The organism is Paraburkholderia sp. SECH4, from assembly GCF_030511745.1.
GTDB classification, from domain to species: domain Bacteria; phylum Pseudomonadota; class Gammaproteobacteria; order Burkholderiales; family Burkholderiaceae; genus Paraburkholderia; species Paraburkholderia madseniana.
Window position 1 is genome coordinate 262,571 of the sequence record NZ_JALOCP010000005.1, and the last position, 16,053, is coordinate 278,623.

At 64.3% G+C, this 16,053-nt stretch carries 14 protein-coding genes; 4 read left to right on the top strand and 10 right to left on the bottom strand.

Annotation, left to right across the window (positions count from 1 at the left end; translation table 11 throughout):
* Positions 1 to 20 precede the first annotated feature (20 nt).
* Together M0D67_RS10415 and M0D67_RS10420 are read right to left on the bottom strand one after the other, a co-directional pair.
* The gene (locus M0D67_RS10415) at positions 21 to 947 is read right to left on the bottom strand and encodes a LysR family transcriptional regulator (protein WP_266238756.1); all 927 of its coding nucleotides are present in this window, start codon (positions 945 to 947) and stop codon (positions 21 to 23) included.
* A 13-nt stretch (positions 948 to 960) separates the two neighbouring features.
* The gene (locus M0D67_RS10420; protein ID WP_266238757.1) at positions 961 to 1,935 is read right to left on the bottom strand and encodes a LysR family transcriptional regulator; all 975 of its coding nucleotides are present in this window, start codon (positions 1,933 to 1,935) and stop codon (positions 961 to 963) included.
* Between the two features lie 183 nt (positions 1,936 to 2,118).
* Between M0D67_RS10420 and M0D67_RS10425 the strand changes: the two genes are divergently transcribed.
* The gene (locus M0D67_RS10425; RefSeq protein WP_171926473.1) at positions 2,119 to 2,322 is read left to right on the top strand and encodes a 4-oxalocrotonate tautomerase family protein; all 204 of its coding nucleotides are present in this window, start codon (positions 2,119 to 2,121) and stop codon (positions 2,320 to 2,322) included.
* A gap of 29 nt (positions 2,323 to 2,351) precedes the next feature.
* Entirely contained in the window at positions 2,352 to 3,425 is a 1,074-nt protein-coding gene (locus M0D67_RS10430; protein ID WP_266238758.1) for a nitronate monooxygenase family protein, read from the top strand.
* Between the two features lie 35 nt (positions 3,426 to 3,460).
* Here M0D67_RS10430 and M0D67_RS10435 read toward each other — a convergent pair whose 3' ends face one another.
* The 4 genes from M0D67_RS10435 to M0D67_RS10450 are packed head-to-tail and all read right to left on the bottom strand — an operon-like array spanning position 3,461 to position 8,591.
* Positions 3,461 to 5,065 carry a TolC family protein gene (locus tag M0D67_RS10435; protein ID WP_266238759.1) on the bottom strand — a complete coding sequence of 535 codons (1,605 nt, stop codon included), beginning with the start codon at positions 5,063 to 5,065 and terminating at the stop codon, positions 3,461 to 3,463.
* Positions 5,052 to 7,244: an FUSC family protein gene (locus tag M0D67_RS10440; protein ID WP_266238760.1), complete on the bottom strand. Its 2,193-nt coding sequence runs from the start codon at positions 7,242 to 7,244 to the stop codon at positions 5,052 to 5,054. The genes M0D67_RS10435 and M0D67_RS10440 overlap by 14 nt, the downstream gene beginning before the upstream one ends.
* Positions 7,225 to 8,274 (bottom strand): multidrug transporter subunit MdtN, encoded by a 1,050-nt coding sequence (gene mdtN / locus M0D67_RS10445; RefSeq protein WP_266238761.1) that lies wholly within the window; start codon positions 8,272 to 8,274, stop codon positions 7,225 to 7,227. Before mdtN ends, M0D67_RS10440 begins: the two co-directional genes overlap by 20 nt.
* The gene (locus tag M0D67_RS10450) at positions 8,271 to 8,591 is read right to left on the bottom strand and encodes a hypothetical protein (RefSeq protein WP_233465115.1); all 321 of its coding nucleotides are present in this window, start codon (positions 8,589 to 8,591) and stop codon (positions 8,271 to 8,273) included. Before M0D67_RS10450 ends, mdtN begins: the two co-directional genes overlap by 4 nt.
* Positions 8,592 to 8,970: 379 nt before the next feature.
* Between M0D67_RS10450 and M0D67_RS10455 the strand changes: the two genes are divergently transcribed.
* Entirely contained in the window at positions 8,971 to 9,831 is an 861-nt protein-coding gene (locus M0D67_RS10455; RefSeq protein WP_308112567.1) for a hypothetical protein, read from the top strand.
* 168 nt (positions 9,832 to 9,999) lie between these two features.
* On the opposite strand, the gene M0D67_RS10460 is transcribed toward M0D67_RS10455, so the two are convergent.
* The gene (locus tag M0D67_RS10460) at positions 10,000 to 10,203 is read right to left on the bottom strand and encodes a hypothetical protein (RefSeq protein WP_154566393.1); all 204 of its coding nucleotides are present in this window, start codon (positions 10,201 to 10,203) and stop codon (positions 10,000 to 10,002) included.
* 148 nt (positions 10,204 to 10,351) lie between these two features.
* Between M0D67_RS10460 and M0D67_RS10465 the strand changes: the two genes are divergently transcribed.
* Positions 10,352 to 12,181 carry an ABC transporter transmembrane domain-containing protein gene (locus M0D67_RS10465; RefSeq protein ID WP_266238763.1) on the top strand — a complete coding sequence of 610 codons (1,830 nt, stop codon included), beginning with the start codon at positions 10,352 to 10,354 and terminating at the stop codon, positions 12,179 to 12,181.
* 49 nt (positions 12,182 to 12,230) lie between these two features.
* On the opposite strand, the gene M0D67_RS10470 is transcribed toward M0D67_RS10465, so the two are convergent.
* From M0D67_RS10470 to M0D67_RS10480, 3 genes are all read right to left on the bottom strand, one after another.
* Positions 12,231 to 13,307: a LacI family DNA-binding transcriptional regulator gene (locus M0D67_RS10470; protein ID WP_266238764.1), complete on the bottom strand. Its 1,077-nt coding sequence runs from the start codon at positions 13,305 to 13,307 to the stop codon at positions 12,231 to 12,233.
* Positions 13,308 to 13,444: 137 nt separating this feature from the next.
* A complete protein-coding gene (locus M0D67_RS10475; protein WP_266238765.1) occupies positions 13,445 to 14,404 on the bottom strand; it encodes a dihydrodipicolinate synthase family protein in 960 nt (319 codons plus the stop codon).
* Positions 14,405 to 14,453: 49 nt separating this feature from the next.
* Entirely contained in the window at positions 14,454 to 15,773 is a 1,320-nt protein-coding gene (locus M0D67_RS10480) for an MFS transporter (RefSeq protein WP_266238766.1), read from the bottom strand.
* Between the last annotated feature and the right edge of the window lie 280 nt (positions 15,774 to 16,053).

Consider the following 16,053-nt stretch of genomic DNA (forward strand, 5'->3'; position numbering starts at 1 on the left):
CTATTCTTCCGCGCGGCGGTTCAATCCGAGTCGGTGATCGCTTTGAGCGCGCTGAAATGGGCGCGCAGACGCGGGACCGCGAAGTCGACGAAGGCCCGGACTTTCGGCACCGCGAGACGGCCTTGCGGCGTGATCAGATGAACGGGGAGCGGCGCCTGCTCGTAGCCGGTCAGCACGATCTTCAACGACGCTTCGCGGACCTGTTCGGCGACGTGATACGAAAAGAGCCGCGTGACGCCGTGCCCGTCGACGGCGGAGGCCACCGCGCCTTGCACGCTGTTGACGATCAGCCGTGGCGTGAAGTGCACCGTTTGCGGCGCGGCGGAATTGTTCGACGACGGAAAGCTCCACGAATCGACGCCGAAATGCGTCATCGAAATAATCCGGTGCTGGGCGAGATCGCCAGGTTCCTTGAGGCGCGGGTGTTTGGCGAGATAGCGCGGTGCGGCAACCACCACGCGGCGTACTTCGCCAACCGGCATCGCGATTAGCGTCGAATCGGCCAGGTGAGCAATGCGCAGCGCGACGTCGATCCCTTCGTCGATCAGGTTGGCGGGGCGGTCGAGCAGGTAAAGGCGCGCGGTGACTTCCGGATACTGGTCCACAAACTCGTCGAGCAACGGACGCAGAAAGTCCTGACCGGCGGCCACGGGCGCGGTCAGCGTCAGCGTGCCGCGCGGCGCCGCGCGTTCGCCGGCAATCATCAGATCGGCTTCTTCGAGGTCGGTCAGGATTCGCCGGCACGAGGCGGCGTAACGCTCGCCGGCTTCGCTCAGCTTGATCGTGCGCGTGGTGCGATGCAGTAGCGCCATGCCGACGTGCGCTTCGAGAAACGCAATGGCCCGGCTCACGGCGGCGGGCGAGCGACCGAGGCGCCGGCCCGCCGCGGCAAGGCTGCCCTCGTCGAGGGCGCAGACGAATACCTTCATCGCATCGATTCGATCCATCGCCGGTCAGCCTTCAGGGGAGGGGCGAGGTGGTGTCGTCGCGCCGGGCGGAACCGAGCGTCTCGACGAGAAAATCGACGAAGCGTCGCACCCGCAAGGACACATGGCGCTTGTGAGGGTAGAGCAGCACGAACGGCCGCGAGGCGCCGCCGAACGCCGGCAACACTTCCACCAGACCGCCAGTCGCCAGGTCCCGCTCAATCACGAAACGATACGTCTGGAACAGTTCCGCGCCGCAGCGCGCCAACGTCACGCCACCGAGTACGTCGCCCGCGCTCGAATAACCGCCGCCGGTGAAATGCTCCTGCACCTGTTCTCCGCTTTTGAAGAGCCAGGGAATTTTGCGGCCACTGCTCGGCAGGTCGAACTGGATGCATTCGTGGTGCGTGAGGTCGTCGACCGACGTGGGCGTTCCGGCTCGCGACAGATAAGCGGGACTGGCCACCACGACCAGTTCCGCGTCTTCGAGCTTACGGGCAATCAGATTCGATTCGCCCGGCGCGCTGCCGCGAATCGCCAGATCGAAGCCTTCCTCGGCGAAGTCGATGTTGCGATTGCTGATGTGGACGTCGACCCGCACCTGCGGATGTTGCTCGCGGAACGCCGGCAGGATGGGCAGCACGCGATAGTGCGCATAGGGGGTCGGCATGCTGATGCGCAACATGCCGGCGGCGGCAGACTGCTGGCCGGTCGCTTCGCGCTCGGCGTCGAGGAGTTGTCCGAGCGCCTCGCGGCAACGCTCGTAGTACGTCCTGCCCGCGTCGGTCAGCCGGATACGGCGCGTGGTTCTGACGAAGAGCCGCACCTCCAGGCGCTCCTCGAGCCGCGACACCGAGCGGCTCACCGCCGCAGGCGTGACGCCGGCCGCGGTGGCGGCGTCCGTAAAGCTCTCCAGTTCCGCCGCGAGACAGAACAACTCGATGCTGCCGAGCATCAAGTCGTCGAATTGGCGCTTACTGGTTCGTTCGACGATCCGCGGGTTATTCATTACTTGGCGTATCAAATGAATTCGACATGGGCGTATTTATCGACGCGAGTGGCATAAGTATAGTGAGTTACATGGGAGCCGGACAGACAGCGGGACGCCCTGCGGTACCTGTGGATGGCGGAACGACTGTCTGCCGCTGGTAGTACACCCCGTCGAACCTGGGGCAACTGAAAGGAGTGCATCATGCCGTACATCAAAATTGAGGTGACGCGCGAAGGTGTCACGCGTGAACAGAAGAACGAGTTGATCAAGGGCGCCACCGATCTTATGGTGCGCGTGTTGCACAAGGACCCCGCGGCCACTTTTGTCGTGATCGAGGAAATCGATACGGACAATTGGGGCTGGGGCGGCGAATCGATCACAGACATACGCGCACGGCAGCGCTGAGCGCGTCGCGATTTCAAGGGGCTGAGGACATGAAGGACTCTCCGAATCTGCTCGCCCGGTTGGGCGTCGCCTTGCCGATCATCCAGGCGCCGATGGCGGGCGTGGGCACGCCGGCGCTAGCGGCGGCGGTATCGAACGCGGGCGCATTGGGCTCGCTCGGTGTCGGCGCGATGAACGCGCAGACCGCGCGGGCGGCGATCCACGAAATTCGTGCGTTGAGCAGCAAGCCGTTTAACGTCAATGTGTTTACCCATGCGCCGGCCATTGCCGATCCCGTTCGGGAGGCGCGTTGGCTTGAGTATCTGGCGCCGCACTTCGCGCGCTTCGGTGCGAAGCCGCCCACGGCGCTGCGCGAGATCTACACGAGTTTTGTCGAAGACGACGCGATGTTCGAGATGTTGCTCGACGAGCGTCCGGCGATGGTCAGCTTTCACTTCGGCTTGCCGTCGGCCACGAAAATCGCGGCGTTGCGCGAAGCCGGGATCGTGCTGGTGGCGAGTGCCACCAACTTCGATGAAGCCGCTCAGATCCGGGCGGCCGGCCTGGACGGCATCGTCGCGCAGGGCGCCGAGGCAGGCGGTCATCGGGGCAATTTCGACCCGTCGGCACCGGACGAACTGCTCGGCACGATGGCGCTCGTGCGACTGATTGTTCGCGAGATTCCGCTGCCTGTGATTGCGGCGGGCGGCATCATGGACGGCGCGGGCATCGCGGCTGCGTTGGCGCTGGGCGCACAGGCTGCGCAACTCGGCACGGCATTCGTGGCATCGCCCGAATCTGCTGCGGATGCTGCGTATCGTGCCGCACTGCTGAGTCCCGAAAGCCGCACGACCTTCATTAGCGCGATTTCCGGAAGGGCGGCGCGCGGCATCGAGAACCGGTTCAGTGAGTTGGGCGATGATCCGGGGCGACCCGCGCTGCCCGACTATCCCATTGCGTATGATGCCGGCAAGGCGTTGCATGCGGCCGCGAAGGCGCAGGGAAGCGCTGAGTATGCGGCTCAATGGGCAGGGCAGGCCGTGCGGCTTACGCGGGCGATGCCGGCGGCGGAACTGGTTGAGACGCTAGTTCGCGAGACACGCGAAGCGCAAACGAATGGGTGACGCCGTATCTTCGAGGTGCACTGACGACCGCTCGCTCACCAATTGTCCCGCATCGGAATCGAGTCAACCGAGCCAGTCGCCAGCGCAAGCGCCGCCGCTGCGGATAAGGAACTGCTGTAGCTATCCGCGTCCGCGTTCTTCGCTGCCAGCAATTGATTCTGCGCGAGCAACGCGTCGGTGACCGATCCGACGCCGTGCCGGTACGCGTCGAACGCGGCGTCATACGTCGTTTGCGCAGCGGCAAGCAACTCTTTGGACGCAGCCTGTGCGGCGAGACTCGTCTGCAGCGTATTCTGTGCGGCAACGATTTGCCGAACCGCTTCTTCGCGGCTTCGAGTGAGACGGGTCGACGCGCTGTCGGCATCGTTGCGTGCCTGCGCGAGCACGGCCGATCTAAGGCCGCCGTCATACAGCGGAATCGTCACGCCGACGATCACACTACCGCCGTAGCGACCGCCGCTCAGGTTCACCGTCGGCAGTTGCTGGCCGATGGCCGGCACCGCCGAAATCGATGAACTGCCGGTGTTGTACGCGCCGTTCGCCGAGAGGAACACCCTCGGCATGAAGTCCGACTCGGCCGCCTTCACTTTCGCCAGATTGACCCGCTCGGCCGCATAGGCGCTCAACACGTCCGGGCGGCGAGCGATGGCGGACGACACGATCCGGTCGATCGAATCGTTCGTGATCGCCGGGAGCGTGTGCGCCGGCATCTCCGCGATCCTGGGCTTCGACAGCGGAGAAATCCCCATCGCGGCGATCAGCGCGAGATAGCTGTTGCTTTCGGCACCTTGCGCCTGGACGAGTGCGAGCCTGGCCTGCGCGCGATTCTGATTGGCCTGCGCGACTTCGATGACGGTGCCGATGCCATGTTTGTAGCGCGACTGCGCGGCAGAGAGGATCGCGTCGGCGTTGTCGAGGCCTTGCTGTGTCGTGACGATGCGGGCGCGCGCGGCCTGGTATGCGTAGAACGCGACGCTGACGTCGAAGATCACCTGTTGGTGAACGGCAGTGAAGGCGATGTTCGCCATCACCGAGGCCTGCGACGCGGCCTCGACGCGCGCGGCGCGTCCGCCGAAATCGAACAGCAGCCATTGCAGCGCGACTACCGAAGTCATGCCGTGCCCCGTTGCAGTCGACGATGAATCGCCGAGCACGGACGTCTCCGAATTATGAAGGCCGGCGTATTGCCCCATCGCCGCGACCGACAGTTGCGGAAGGTACGCGCTCTTCGCGATGCCGGCCGCTAGTGCTACGTTGCGGGCGTCGTTCCAGGCGATGCGCGTCAGCGGGTTCGCTGACTCCGCCAGATCGATCAGTTCGGGTAGGTCGTATGCATGCGCCTGCTCGAGTGCCGGTGGAGGTGGCACGGCGGCGAGTGCGGGATTGACGGGGAGTTGGTAGCTCCGTGCGGAGGTGGTCGAGGCTGCTGAGTTAGCTAATGCAGCCGAGTTAGCGGAAGCAGTGGAAGCAGCCGAAGCAGCCGACGCCGGCCCAGGCACGATGGCGCCCGTCGCGTCCGTCTGCGGTTGCCACGGACGGTCGGGACTGTCCGGCGCCATGTCCAGCGATGACGTGGCGCATCCGGTCAAACCCGCTGCGGCCAGGATCGCCAGTGCGAATGAAGGGTTAAGCCGGCGCATGGGTCGCGAGTCCCTTCGCTGCGTCGTCCGACGCAGCGTGTTCGAGTTGAGTGAGGCGTGCATCGCCGAGGCGTAGCAAAGCGGTGCGTGTGTCGTCGTTGGCTGCTGCTTCCGGTAAAGCTGCATTTGGGGCGACCGGCGAAGCTGGTTTCCGCGCGGAAGGCAAAGCCGGGGCTCTCGCGACCGCAGCAGACGTAGCAGCCGCAGCGCCGGTTTCATCCGACGGCACCGGAAGCCCGTCCATGGCCCGCTTAAGCCAGCCTTCAATCGCGGCATCGCCCGGTCGGTGATCGGCGAGCAGGAACATCGGCCCTTCCAGCGCATCGAGCTTCGCCAGCGCGCTGCGGCGCTCGGCGATCCACTGCGCTTCGGGACGAACCCACGATGGCTCGTAGTGCATCAGCGCGATGTCCTGTTCCAGCGCGCCGCACTGAGCCATGGCGCTCGCGGCCTGCGCCCGGCGCGTGACGGCATCCGGCAGCGCCGCCAATCGCTCCCATTGCTGCCTCAGCGCGACGAGGCCGGCGTCGATGCGCGCGGCCACAGTGACAGGCCACACGCGGGTGAAAACCAGATAGACGACCACGTTGCCGATCAGAATCCCGATCGTGCGATCCCGCGCGACCGTCAGATCGTAGCCAGGCGCCGCGCCCTGCAACACGCACATGAAAAACACCAGGGCGATCTGGAAGCCGGCATACGCCATCCGTGGCGAACCGAAAGCGATCCACGCCGACAGCCATGCACCGACCAGCACGAGCGTCATCAACCCGGCGACGGATGTCAGCACGGGTGTGACGAACACGATCGCCGCGATACCGAGGAGCGCGCCCACCAGACATCCGGCGATCCGCAGCGTCATCTTCTCGACAGTCTCAGCGGTGGTGCCGAGCGACACCATGTAGACCGTGATGAAGCAGGTGTGGATACCGGGCCAGTTGATCTGCGAATAGAGCAGATAGCAGAACATCGCCGCCACCGTGGTTTTCAGCGCGTAGCGGACGTGTTCGGGGTTGGTGAATGCATCCGGAAGAAAGAATCCGCCGCGCTTGCCGGCGGGTGGCGCGGGTTCGGCTTTGACTTGCGCTTGGGGTTGGGCTTCGGTTTCGATTTTGCCCGCGCTTTCGACACTAGTTTGCGCTTCGGCCCGCGCATCGGTCCGCCCATCGGTTTCAGTTTTGCCTGCGCCTGCGACATCAGCTTGCGCCTCGACCACAGCGAAGCGGGTGATCGCCTCGTGCAGATCCTCGACGACAAGCCGCGCGAGCGGCGTCAGTTCGGCCCCGCTGGGCAGCTTGAGTTCGATGTCGACTGGATAGCCGCCTGCCTCAAGCATCCGCGCCATGTTCTCCAGCGTCTCGGCGATAGGCGCAGCGAACGATGCCGGCAGCCGTCCCGACGGTTCGCGCACCGCGAGATCGGCCGCGACCAGAATCGTCAGAGTCGACGACACGGCCTGCCGCAGCGGCCCGACATCGTCACGCACCGACGAGCCGTCGACGACCGAGAGCTTGAGCCACGTGCCGATTTCCGCGTCGCCCTCGCGCAGGCATGCGCTGAGTTCGTCGGCCGTCGCCTCGGGTTCGACCAGGCTCTGCGCCGCGAGTCGCAGACGCTTCGCCAGCGCGCGGCCGGCCAGCTTCCGCGGCGACGGCGCGATCAACAGGTTGACGCCGATCGAGATGCCGACCGGAATCGCAACCATCAGCCAGACGTAGAGCAGGGCGCGCGTGGCCACTTCGCCGAACGGCACGCTGCCGAGTTCGTCGAGCGCAAAGCCGACGATCATCGCGAGGATCGCGCCCACCGGCCGCAGCTTGCTCGCCGAGGTCACGAACAGCAGACCGAACGATAGCGCCGTGATGCACGCAACCCGCCACATGGGATCGTCGAGCGCGAACATGGCCACCACCGTGACCAATCCGATCATCAACGTGACCAGCACCAGCAGCGCCGAGCTCAGCATCACGCTCAGCACGCGGTCGGGCCGGTTCAGGAAGAACACGACATAGGCGGAGATCGCGGCTTCCGGCGTGCCGTACGCGCTCGTCACGAACGCCGTCAGCGCGCAGATCAGCGCGATGCGCGCCGCCATTGCCGCGCGCCCGGGATAGGGCGCCAGCAGCTTCAGGATGTCGGCGGGGCCCGGTCGGGCAAGATCACCGGCAGGCTGCGCCATGCCGGACCTCGACTATCGCGCTCGCACCGATTCGCACCAGCCGGGCGGCCGGCTCTTCCAGCCGCACCCGCACGGGGAAACGCTGGGCGACCCGCACCCAGTTGACGGACTGCTGCACGATCGGCAAGGTGCGCGGCAGGTTGATACGGTCGGAATCGGCCACGCCCGCGCCGATACCGACCACTTTGCCGTGGATCGCCTGGCTGCGGTCGATCATCGAATAGACGGTCGCACAATCGCCTGGCTCGATCCGCGCGAGCGCGCCTTCGCGGAAGTTGGCGACGGCGAACCATTCGTCCGCGTGGACGAGCGTGAAGATCGATTGATGCGGCGCGATCGTCTCGCCCGCCAGTACCGATAGCCCCGTGACGAAGCCATTCTGCGGCGCACGCACGACGGTGTCGTCGAGGCCGCGCTGCGCAAGCGCGAGGGCGGCCTCACGCGCATGCACCGAGGCGACGGCGCCTGCTTCGTCGCCGATCGTCTGCGCGGTGGCCTGCTTCTGCTCCTGCGCCTGCTTCAGCGACAACGCCGCGTCATGCTGCGCGACCTGCGCCTGATCCAGTTGCTGAACCGGGACATAGCCCTTCGCCACGAGCGGCGTGAGCCGCTCCACGGTGCGCGATGCCAGTTCGTAGTTGTGTGCCGCTTTGCCCGTCTGATCGCCGGCGATGACTGCCGTGGCGCGCTCGCCGACAATCGTCCTGCGCCGCGTGTCGAGCGTTGCGCGGGCCAGTTCGAGATCGGCCTGGGCTTGGGCGACCGCGAGCCGGTAAGGCACAGGATCGATCTCGAAGAGCACGTCGCCCTTCGCGACCCGCTGGTTTTCTTCCACCGGCAGCCTGATGATCCGGCCGCCGACCGGCGACGCGACGTGGACGACGTCGGCATCGATCGTCGCGTCGTCCGTTGATGGAAACCGGGTGGTCCGGTCATAGCCGTACCAGGCCGCCGCGAGGCCGAGTACGACGATTACGCCCGCGATCACGCGGCCCTTGATGGAGGCTTGGCGCTTGCCGGCGATTTTCATAAGAGCTGTCCTGTTCCCGAAAGCCAGCAGAGCACGCCGACCGTCAAACCGATCGCCACGCAGACGGAGAGCTGAAACGGAACGATCTGCGCCCACCCCGTGGACACGAAGATCCGATGGGCGACGAGCGCGCCGATGAGTCCGACTACCGCGCTCAACAGCCAGAGCGGGAAGTAGGCGCCGAAGATTTCATACGACGGCGCACCGCGCAGCGTGCACCCCTGCAAGGACAGGCTCAGGGCAGCGGCGACCGGAAGGTGCCGCGTGCGGAGCACGATCGGGTCGCAGGCGCTTCTTTGATTTGGCTTGAACGGCATTGCGGCGTCGCGAAGTGAGTGAATCCATGGTGGAAGCAACGAAATCACCGGCACTTTACCAGCGCCGCAGTTTCGTTTCGATGTTTTCTGCTATCGCACGCGTTCATCTATTCCGGATCGTCGATGTCGATACGGACATTTTGATTTGAAGATGAGTATGCCATGCGATGCGCATATTCGGCATCGTATCTGTTTCTCTTAATCGTCAAAAATGCCGTCTGTCAAGCCCCAGCAAAGGAAGGACGATTATCCAGTAAACGTTAAAGACTTTTCTCTTACTGCCGTTTACAGGGTTGCGCGATTTTGCGCAGGGTATATCGAGATCTAATCAATCACTGTGCGGCATTGAGAGTCCGCACCCAGAACTAATAAAATGAAAATGAAAACAAAATCAACTCTACTCGTTTCAATGTTGGGTTCACTTGTGCTCGCTGCGTGTGGCGGGGGTGGAGGTGGCGGCAGCAGCACGCCGACCGCCCAATCGGCCAGCACACCGGCAAGCGCACCCGCGGCTGCGTCGGCGCCGGCCTTGACGGGTGAGGCACTGCCGAGCCTGACCGCCCCGCAGGCTGGTTCGACGGCTGCCGCAGGCAACCGTTCCGAAGGCATCTGGACGCAATCGGGCACGACCAACATGACGGCCTTCGTAGACCCGACCGGCAACCTCTCTTACATTAATGGCCTGTTCTCGGTCGTCACGTCGACGTTCTTCGGGACGATCGCCCCCGCTGCGCCGAACTGGACCTTGACCACCGGCTTCGAGACTTCTTTGGGCGGCATTCGCTACACGGCAACATCGGGAAGCGGGACCTTCACCGCGAACCAGGTCTTGAATGGCAGCTACGTGGCCAACGGCAACACCGTGAATCTGACGCTGAAGTATGACCCGGCGAATGCGCTCGCGGTCACCCAGTCGAGCGTCGCAGGTACGTGGGCGCAAAGTTCGACGACGCTGACGGTCGACGATGCGGGCGGCTTCACCGGTTCGATTCTCGGCTGCGGTGTATCGGGCACGCTGGCGTTGACCACGCCGGGCTCGAGCAAGAACCTTTACACGATGACCTTGAGCGGCACGACGAGCACCTGCACGCTGCGTTCGGGCGTGACCTACTCCGGTAACGCAGCAATCACGTTCCTGCCTGTTTCCGGCAGCACGACGTTGTACAAGCGGACGGTCGTCTATCTGATCAAGGCAGCCGATAACTCGGTGATCGGCTACGGTCAAGTGACGAAGCAGTAAGCCGGTTGAGGGCCGCGGCGCGCACTGGCGCGCTGTGGTCCTCGCGCACTACTTTTGCAATGCAGGTTTCCGGGCCTGGCTGCTTTCTGAGGCGAAGCAGAGCGCGGAGCCGGTTTCCATCGTCTAGGGTATAGCCGCGCATTGGGTTTGCGCGGTTATCTTCGCCGCCTAGCGACGCCCGCTGCGGCCCCACACGTAACGTACCCAACGTTGCCACCTGCTGCGTTGCGGAGCGATAGCGTTGCGCGATGCCAGCTCTTCGCGGTCGCGCTCGACGCTCTTCTGCACCTGATCGTGGATCTGGCGCAGCGTCAAACCACCGGGGCCTTTCAGTTTGTCGGGATCGGAGTCGGAGTCAGAGTCGTCTTTCATTGGAATAGCCTGGTCCGGATGAGTCGGCTTGATCTTGATACAGATGGACAGTCGCGGCAAGCGTGTAAAAGGGGCTTTTACGTGAACCGCCTTTGAATCCGCAGGACTGGCACAATCGGGGTGACCTTCGATTCATCAGGGAAACTTCATGTCAGATGCTGTTCCGTCTTCGCCGCCTGCATCCGCTTCACGACGTATCGGCCCTCTGTTTGCCCTGTTGCCCTTCCTGCGCCCCTATGCGGGCCGCTGGGCGCTCGCGTTCCTCGCGCTGGTGACGTCGGCAGGCGCCACGCTGGTGTTGCCGGTGGCTTTCAAATACCTGATCGATCGTGGCTTCGCGGGAGGCGACCGGGCGCACATCGACCGCTATTTCTTCGCGCTGTTCATCGTTTCGCTGGTACTGGCCGCCGCGACGGCGCTGCGCTTCTACCTCGTGTCGTGGCTGGGAGAGCGGGTCACGGCCGACTTGCGGCGAGCCGTCTACGATCATGTGCTGGGAATGAGTCCGCAGTTCTTCGAAACCACGCAAACGGGCGAGGTGCTGTCACGACTCACCGCCGACACCACCCTGATCCAGGCGGTGGTGGGCACGAGCCTGTCGCTGGGACTGCGCAACTTCTTCCTGTTGACCGGCGGCGTGGCGATGCTGGCTGTGACGAGTCCAGTGCTCTCCGGCTACATCATCGCGACGCTGGTCGTGGTGGTCGCGCCTATCGTGATCTTCGGCCGTCGCGTGCGGCGGCTCTCGCGCGCGAGCCAGGACAAGATCGCGAACACGAGCGCGTTGGCAGGTGAGGTGCTCAATGCCATGCCGACCGTGCAGTCGTATACGCAGGAACCCTTCGAGGTGCGGCGCTTTGCCGGCGCGGTGGAAGCAGCCTTTGATACGGCGCTCACGCGCATTCGTGCACGCGCCTGGTTGACCGCCGTGGTGATCGTGCTGGTGTTCAGCGCCATCGTGTTCGTGCTGTGGCTCGGCGCGCAGGCGGTGCTGGCCGGGCGGATGACAGCGGGCCAGCTGTCGCAGTTCATTCTCTACGCGGTGTTCACGGCGGGTGCCGTGGGAGCAGTTGCCGAAGTGTGGGGCGATCTGCAGCGCGCGGCCGGTGCCACTGAACGTTTGCTGCAACTGCTGGCGGCGCGCTCGCCGGTAGTGCAGGCCGAGACCACGGTCGCGCTGCCTGCGCGAGGCGAGGGCATCCGCTTCGACAACGTCGGCTTCTCGTATCCGTCGCGCCCCGGCATTGCAGCGCTTTCCGCACTTTCGCTAGATGTCCGTCCAGGCGAACATGTCGCCCTGGTCGGACCGTCCGGCGCGGGCAAGACCACGCTGTTCCAATTGCTGCTGCGTTTTTACGATCCGCAGTCCGGCAGCATTCTAATCAATGGCGTTCCGACGCGTGACGTGCCGCTCGTCGAGTTGCGCAAGGAAATCGGCGTGGTGCTGCAGGAGTCAGTGATCTTTTCCGGCAGCGTGCTCGACAACATTCGCTACGGCGCACCGGATGCCACGCTCGAGCAAGTGCAACGGGCGGCCGAGATGGCCGCCGCGGCCGGCTTTATCGACGAACTGCCGCAAGGCTACGACACCTTTCTCGGCGAGCGTGGCGTGCGATTGTCAGGCGGACAGCGCCAGCGCATTGCGATTGCTCGCGCGATCCTGAAGAATCCGCCCATTCTGCTGCTGGACGAAGCGACCAGTGCGCTCGATGCAGCCAGCGAACGGCTCGTGCAAAAGGCGCTGGACAATGCCGCGCAGAACCGCACCACACTGGTTATCGCGCACCGTCTTGCGACTGTGCAACAGGCTGATCGCATTGTCGTGCTGGAACACGGCCGCATCGTTGCACAGGGCCGTCACGCTGAGCTTCTTCTGAGTTCACCGCTCTATGCACAGCTTGCCGCCTTGCAGTTCGGCGAGCAGTTGGGGCATACGGTGCAGCGAGGCGCGGTGAGCGATCCGATTGACTCGGTGTGACAAACCAACCATGCGCATCCCTGTTCATTCAGAGAAAAGCACCGCGCAGCTATCGCGCACTAGGCCCGGTCGATTGCCTGAGTTGGAATAGCGCACGCACTTCGTGTCCGTGCTGCGGGCGCTTGCCGTCGAGCACATCGAGCAGATACTGTGCGGTAAGACGCCCGATCTCGTACGTGTCGACTCGCATCGTCGTCAGTGCGGGGCGTAGCTCTTTCGCGATCTCGAGATCGTCGAAGCCCGTCACGGATAGTTCGCCGGGAATCTCGATACCCAGTTCCTCCGCCTCACGCAGGACGCCAAGCGCGATGTGATCGTTGCCGCAGATGATCGCGGTCGGGCGCTCGCATGGCGCTTGCCAGATCGAGCGCAGGCAGCGTCGGCCGAATTCGATCGTTGATTTGCCTTCGAGCATGTGCTCAGGCCGCACCGCGAGGCCGTGGCGTTCGAGTGTCGAGCGGATGCCTGCCACGCGCGCCTGCACGCGATCGTTGTCGCGGGTCGGCTGGATGCAGACCGCGAACGAGCGATGTCCGAGGCCGATCAGATGTTCGGTGACCTCCGTGTAGGCCGCGTGATTGTCGAAGCCGACGCAGATATGTGGACTGTCCTTGCGATACGCGTACGTGACCGCATACGGCACGCGATAACTGCGCAACGCCTCGAACAGTTCGGGCGGATGAGCCTCGCCCACCACGGCCATCGCCTCGACGCCGCGTGCGAGCATGGCGCGCACCTGCACGAGCGCCTGCGCCGGATCGTAGTTCGAGCAACCGAGCACGAGTGTGATGCCGCGTGCCGCGAACGCTGCCTGCATGGCGCTCACCTGCGAAGCGAACACCTGGTCATCCAGCGTTGGAATGATGATGCCGGCAATGTGACTGCGCGTCGACGCAAGCGCGCGGCCCGCTGCGTTGGGGAACCAGTTGAGCGTGAGCGCGGCGTGTTCGACACGCTCGCGCACATTCGCCGAGACCTTGTCCGGCTCGTTGTAGACCCGCGATACGGTCGCCGTCGATACGCCCGCAAGCTTGGCGACATCGGACAGCACGGTGCGGCCCGTGTTGCGGCGGGCACGGTTCGTCGGGGTTCGGACGGTAGCCGGGGAATCGGCGGAATCGGGCATTGGATCAGAAAACGAAGAGTGAATCGGAGAACGCCCGACATCTTACCGCCGCCTGCGCGCGCGAAGCGCGGGCAGACATGGCAGTGGGGGCTCGCGTTCCGGTCACTGGGTATCTCTGACGGCTGATGCCCGCGAGCCTAGCCGCGTTGACCGAGCGCGGCGATGCGCGAGCGGAAATGCTCGGTGCCGGCGACGATCTTGTCGAGTACCGCGTCGAGCGCCCAGAAACGTTCGCGCACGTCGTAGTCGATCGCTCGGCAGCGAATCGAATCGAACGTGCCGATGCGCTGGTGGTAGATCTTTGCAAGCGCGGGGTAACCGAGCGCTTCGGATACGGCGGCGAGCACGAGAAACGTCGCGAGTTCCTCCGCGAGAGCCGGGTCCTGTGCCGCGTCATTGCGCAGCCAGTTGTACAGATCCGGGTGGAAGTTCGTGAATACGCCGTTGAAGCCTGCGGAGCCGGCCTTCATGGCGTCCCACGCGATGGCCGCGTTGGCGTTCAGGATCTTCAGCGGCGAGCCCTGGGCAAGTGCGACGCGTCGCTTGACGGTCGCGAGATCGCAACTCACGTCCTTCAGCATGATGAAGCGGCCGGTATCGATGCAGAGCTTCAATTCATCGTCGGACAGCAGCCGGCGGTAGGGCGCCGGGCATTCGTACAAACCGAGCGGCATGTCCGATGGAAGTCGCGTGAGGAGCCGCTTGAGATTCGCCGCGAAGGCCTCCGTTCCCTGGCGATTCGGATCGAGCCGGTTCGTCACGAGCACGACGCCTTGCGCGCCGGTGGCCGCAGCGACGTTCAGCTCTTCGGCCTGGGCATCGGCGTCGTCGCTGATGTGGCCCGAGACCACGACGGGAATGCGGCCCGCGACCTTCTCGACGACGAAGCGTCCCAGCGCGCCACGCTCGGCGAGCGTCAGAAACTGCATTTCACTCGACTGGGCGACAGCGAACAGCGCGTCGGACCCGTGCGCGATGTACCACTCGATCAGGCGTTCGAGTCCGGCGTAGTCGATGGCGCCGGAATCGTCGAACGGCGTGAGCATCACGGGGACGATGCCTTCGACTGAAGTCGTGGCGTGCTTGGCGGTGGTCATGTTGTTGATCTCCGGGGAAGGATTCGATGAATGGGCGCGGCGTCCGCCTTCAGGCGGGCGCTCGCAGGGTTTCGGTGGAGACGGGCTGGTCGTCGATCGGTTTGCGCACCAGCAGGAGGTAGCTCATCGCGCCGGCAAACGCGATGCCGGCGGCCGTCAGCAAAGCAGGGACGAACGACCAGGTCTGCGCGATGTAGCCGGTCAGGATCGGTGCGAGGGCGCCGCCCAGAAAGCCGCCGAAGTTCTGGATTGCGCCGAGCGAGCCGACGCGATTCGGCGGCGCGGCGGCGGTGGCAAGCGCCCATGAACTGGCGGAGGCGGCATTAGCCAGAAAGATCACCACCGAGATGCACACGATCGCGATCGTGTTGCTCTCGACGAGCGCCGCCGGAATGGTGAACGCGACCATGCCGAGCATCGCGATCACCACCGCGTTGCGGCGGCTGGTGACCGGGTTCGTGCTGCCGCTCGTGATGAGATCGGAGAACCAGCCGGCTGTGAGCGAACCCAGAAAGCCGCAGAAGAACGGTATCGACGCAGCAATGCCCGTATGCATCAGGCTCATGTGCCGCTCCATCGTCAGGTAGCCAGGCAACCAAGTGAGGTACACCCAGTTCAGGTAGACCGAGCCGAAGAAGCCGATCAGCATGCCCCACGTGGTTCCGTGAGAAAACAGCGAACGCCAGTCGGCGAACGTGACTGCGGGGGCCGGCTTGCGGTCCGCTTCGTCGCCTTCGAGATAGTGCCGCTCCACTTCGCTCATCGTGGCTTTGGCCGGATCGCGATACACCGCGAGCCATACGACAGCGACGACCAGGCCCAGCACGCCCGTCACGATGAAGGCCCAGCGCCAGTGAAACTGAACCACGATGATCGACAGGCAAAGCGGCGCGAGCGCCGTGCCGAGCGGGGACGCCGAATTGAAGATGCCGGTCGGCTTGCCACGCGCACGCAACGGAAACCAGTTGCTGACGACACGCGCTGCCGACGGAAACTGCGGCGCCTCGCCGATGCCCAGCACGATTCGCGCAAGGACGAACCAGCCGAAAGTCGAGACGAATCCGCCGGCGGCCTGCGCGATCGACCAGACGATCAGGCCGATGCCGAGCAGCTTGCGCGGTCCGATCCGGTCGACGAGGCCGCCCACCGGCAACTGGAACAACGCATAGCTCCAGGAGAACGCGGACAGCAGCAGGCCCATCTGACCGAGCGAGAGGCCGAGGTCATGACGGATCAGCGGATTGGCGACCGCAAGCGTTCCGCGGTCCAGATAGTTGACGATGCCGCTCACCATCAGCAGCGTGAGCGCCACGATCTGGGCGCGGCGGATTTTCGGTGGGGCCTGCTCGAGATTCGGGGTGGCGCTCATGCTGGTTGTCTCCGGTTCATGTGTTTGTTTGGGGCGGGGCGCGCTGATGCGATGTCAGGTCGCCGGGAGATCGGGGTTCTCCAATTGCAATTCTTCGCGCTATGTTAGCGCTTACATATTGGCGTGTTGACCGTGTGTCAGGCGGTCATTTCAGCCGGTTAAAGCTGTTCGTTTAAAATGATAGCGCTTACATTTTGAGCCACATTCCGACGAAGTGGCAAGTGTCAGAGTGGGTTTGGCGGGTAAACACCAGTCATTCGCGGCTGGATTCCGGCGTTGA